The organism is Actinacidiphila oryziradicis (genome assembly GCF_005047355.1).
Classification (GTDB): Bacteria; Actinomycetota; Actinomycetes; order Streptomycetales; family Streptomycetaceae; genus Actinacidiphila; species Actinacidiphila oryziradicis.
This window is the reverse complement of record NZ_SUMC01000254.1, coordinates 1-3568: the sequence shown is the minus strand read 5'-3', so window position 1 is coordinate 3568 and position 3568 is coordinate 1. Positions and strand designations below refer to the sequence as shown.

General features: G+C 68.3%; 3 protein-coding genes and 1 pseudogene. 3 read left to right on the top strand and 1 reads right to left on the bottom strand.

The window, feature by feature from the left end; all coding sequences use genetic code 11:
- Window positions 1-125: 125 nt before the first annotated feature.
- Window positions 126-875, top strand: coding sequence for a sulfite exporter TauE/SafE family protein (locus tag FCI23_RS54535; protein ID WP_136731606.1), 750 nt, complete (start codon window positions 126-128; stop codon window positions 873-875).
- A gap of 88 nt (window positions 876-963) precedes the next feature.
- On the opposite strand, the pseudogene FCI23_RS54530 reads toward FCI23_RS54535, so the two are convergent.
- Window positions 964-1603, bottom strand: a pseudogene (locus tag FCI23_RS54530) (IS6 family transposase).
- On the opposite strand from FCI23_RS54530, the gene FCI23_RS62115 reads away from it, so the two are divergent.
- Both FCI23_RS62115 and FCI23_RS54525 read left to right on the top strand, forming a co-directional pair.
- Window positions 1551-1727: a hypothetical protein gene (locus FCI23_RS62115; RefSeq protein ID WP_246144920.1), complete on the top strand. Its 177-nt coding sequence runs from the start codon at window positions 1551-1553 to the stop codon at window positions 1725-1727. The pseudogene FCI23_RS54530 and the gene FCI23_RS62115 sit on opposite strands and share 53 nt — an antisense overlap.
- A 238-nt stretch (window positions 1728-1965) precedes the next feature.
- Window positions 1966-2403 carry a Fur family transcriptional regulator gene (locus FCI23_RS54525; RefSeq protein ID WP_136731605.1) on the top strand — a complete coding sequence of 146 codons (438 nt, stop codon included), beginning with the start codon at window positions 1966-1968 and terminating at the stop codon, window positions 2401-2403.
- Window positions 2404-3568: the final 1165 nt, after the last annotated feature.

Below are 3568 nucleotides of genomic sequence, written 5' to 3'. Positions count from 1 at the left end.
GATGACCTCGACCGGGTACCGGTGCCCCTTGTACGACGGCGACGCGTTCCCCACGGACACCCTCCTCCAGCCTGATCAACTCGGAGATCATCCCACGGGCCAGCCAATGTGACAGTGCCCTGACGATGCCTGTGCTGATCGCGCTGGCCCTGTTCGGGCTCGTCGGCGGGGTCGGCATCACCGCTATCGGCCCTGGCGGGGTCCTCCCCACCATCGGGCTGTTCGCCCTGACCGGCCTGTCCCCGGCCGAGGTGGCCGGCACCGCCATCATCACCCATATCGCCACCGGAGCGCTGGCCACTGCCGCCTACACCCGGTCGGGCCAGCTGCGCGAGCCCGAGACCCGGCGCACGGCGCTGATCCTCGCCGCGAGCGCCGTCGTCGGCACTCCGATCGGGGTGGTCATCAATACGTTTGTGTCCAAGCGGGCCTTCGGTCTGGTGCTCGGGGTGTTCGTGGCGGGTGTGGCAGCACTGGTGTGGTACCGCGAGCGCCACCGTCCGGCGGCCACGCGGGCTCACCCGCCCGCGCCGCTGCTGGCCGGGCTTGGCTTCGCTGTGGCCCTGGCTGCGGGCATCGTCGGCATCGGCGGACCGATGCTCACCGTCCCGCTGCTGGTCGCCCTCGGCGTGCCTGTGCTGGAGTCCCTCGCCTCGGCCCAGGCCCAGTCGATCGTCATTGCTGGCGTGGGCACCCTCGGCTATCTCGCCCACGGCACCATCAACTGGCCCCTGGCCGCCCTGGTTGGCATTCCGGAGCTGGCCGGGGTGCTTTTGGGCTGGAAGATCGCTCACGCGCTGCCCACCCGCAGCCTGAAGCTTGCTTTGATCATTACCCTGTTCGCCCTCGGGCCGTACCTCGCTTTGCATGGCTGAACAGTGGCACCGGCGTTGTCACGTTGTTGGGTGTGTGGGTGTCTGGCGGTGTGTCGGGGCGTGGTGGGGCCCGGTTCCGGGCGTGTGCTCAGGGCGCGGTGGGCTGGGCGGTGACGCCGGTGGTCTGCTCCCAGATGGCGAAGCGGGCGGTCATCTCGGCTCGGTAGTCGGGGGCTGTCATCAGATGGCGGCGGGGGCGGAAGTGGGGTGAGATGCCGCTGAACGCGGACAGGAACTGCTGGGCTCCACCCACGCTGCGGAAACCGTTCATCGCGTGCTCACGCTGCCTGGTGGGCTGGTGGCTGTTTTCGGCCCGGTTGTTGAGGCCCTTGTGCGAGCGGTGCTCGACGGAGGGCATGACCTCGCGGTGGGCGGCGCCGTAGGAGCGGAGCTTGTCCGTGATGATCACCCGCGGCATGCCGCCCGTGTTCTTCAGCAGGAGGCGGAAGAAACGTCTGGCCGCGGCGGTGTCCCGGCGGTTCTGCACGAGGATGTCGAGGACATGGCCGCCACAGGTACTTCAGCTCGCCGTTGATCTTGATGTAGACCTCGTCCAAGTGCCATTTGTCTCCAGGCCGGGGCTGCCGGCGGCGCAGTGCGTTGGCGTAGGTCTGCCCGAACTTCCGACACCAGCGGCGGACCGTCTCGTGGGAGACGGTCACGCCGCGCTCGAGCATGAGTTCTTCGACTTCGCGGAACGACAGCGGGAAGCGGAAGTACAGCCACACGCACCGGGAGATCACCTCGACCGGGTACCGGTGCCCCCTGTACGACAGCGACGTACTCTCCACGGACGACTCCCCCTCCACCACGATCAACCCGAAGATCATCCCACCCCATCAGCCAACGTGACAGCGCCCCGTCACTCCCTCCGGCGCGTACACCCGCGCCAGAGTTGACTCTGTCAACTTTTTGACGTTACGGTGGCGGCCTAGAACCCGGAGCGCATGGACGCGCACCCGACAACACCGTGTCGACCCCGCTTCTTGCCGACGGCCGTCGCCCACCCCCAGGCGGACGGCCCACCAGCGCGGTGGGGAAACGAGCCTTACCGGCCGCAGCCGGAGGTCGAAGGAGTGTGGCAGCAGTCATGGAGCAGTCAGTTGGCGACCTACTCAAGAGCAAGGGGCTGCGCAGCACGGCACAGCGCCGCGCCATCCTGACGGCACTGCAAGGCCATCCGCATTCCACGGCCTCGGATCTCGAGAGGCGGATCGGAGTGGGCAGGTCCGGCTCGAGTGGGCCGTCCAGGCAGGGGCTCTACAACGTGCTGGAGGACCTGACGAACGCACAGTTGATCCGCTGCGTCGAGCCCGCCGGCTCCCCCGCGCTCTACGAGCTGCGCGTGTGCGACAACCACCACCACCTGATGTGCCGCAAGTGCGGGCTCATCGAGGACGTCGACTGCCCCATCGGGGTCGCCCCCTGCCTGGACCCGGTGGAGAGCAAGGGGTTCGCCATCGACGAAGCCGAGATCACCTGGTGGGGGCTGTGCGCGCAGTGCCAGGAGGCCGTCGCAGGTTCATAGGCAGCCACCCCTGCCACCCCCGCCGGGATGCCCCGGATGACACACACGCCCCTGGCGCGGCTTCTCCCGCACGGCCCACCCAGCAGCAGAGCGCAGCACCCCTTGGATTCGACCGAGTCGAATCCATTGCGGATGACACCAACGCCTCCTGCCGGACCGGCGGCAGCTGGCACGCCAGGCGCCTCGCCAAGCACATCACCACTCCTCTAAACTTGACTCAGTCCAATCTAGGAGTAGTGTGGATGTCACGGCGGGCAGGCCGCCACAAGGCCAACCCCCCGGCATCAGCTCGCACCCGCCAGCCACTTGGCCGGCCTGCGGGGCAGATCAGGTCGAACACGCCCATCTCACACACACCCGAGGAACAGTCCATGAATTGCCTGGAATGCTCAATAGCCGCATCATCGGCTTACCCGAAAGATAGCGTCGGCTGCTGCGCTTACTGCGGTGCCGGTGTCTGCCTCGATCACGTCGAAGGCGTCGCTGTCCGCCGGCAGCCCATCGGCGTGGTGGCGCAGCCGGAGGCCGGAGCGCGGCGGCTGGCCTGCTCAACCTGCTACGCGGTGATAAACCCCGGTGCGGCTAGGAGCACGGATCTCCAGCGGCATCCTGGCCACAGGGAAAGCAGCGCACGCCCTGTCGTTGAAATCTTCTGATTCGACTGACTTCCCGCGCAAGGTGGGCGGATCGCCATGTCCCAGAGCCTACGGCTTACAGGCAGGAGTCTGTGTCCTGCGAGGTCTGCGATCAGCCCACGACTGCCCCGAGCTTCCCTCCCGTCCGCCCGCCTCCGGCCCACACAGTGTGGAGCGGGCTTGGTTCCGTGTCCCGGTGGAGCGCCCCACCCGAGTGGGTAGTGCGCGAGGTCGACGGGGGTCGGGGTCCGGCGCCGCCATCCGGGCCGGGGCCGGGGCCACCGGCACGGCGCGGTCCATCGGCGGGGTCACCCGGGCGACCCCGCCGCAACAGCGGCAGTCGGCAACCCGCAGCCGCTGCGGACCCGGAATGCACGCATGGAGACCGCCCCGGTGGGCAGCTGCGGGAGCGGCACTGTCACATTGGCTGGCCCGTGGGATGATCTCCGAGTTGATCAGGCTGGAGGAGGGTGTCCGTGGGGAACGCGTCGCCGTCGTACAAGGGGCACCGGTACCCGGTCGAGGTCATC

Coding starts and splice junctions, on each gene's coding strand:
- FCI23_RS54535 (WP_136731606.1), top strand. CDS start 126: ATGCCTGTGCTGATCGCGCTGGCCCTGTTCGGGCTCGTCGGCGGGGTC.
- FCI23_RS62115 (WP_246144920.1), top strand. CDS start 1,551: ATGAGTTCTTCGACTTCGCGGAACGACAGCGGGAAGCGGAAGTACAGC.
- FCI23_RS54525 (WP_136731605.1), top strand. CDS start 1,966: ATGGAGCAGTCAGTTGGCGACCTACTCAAGAGCAAGGGGCTGCGCAGC.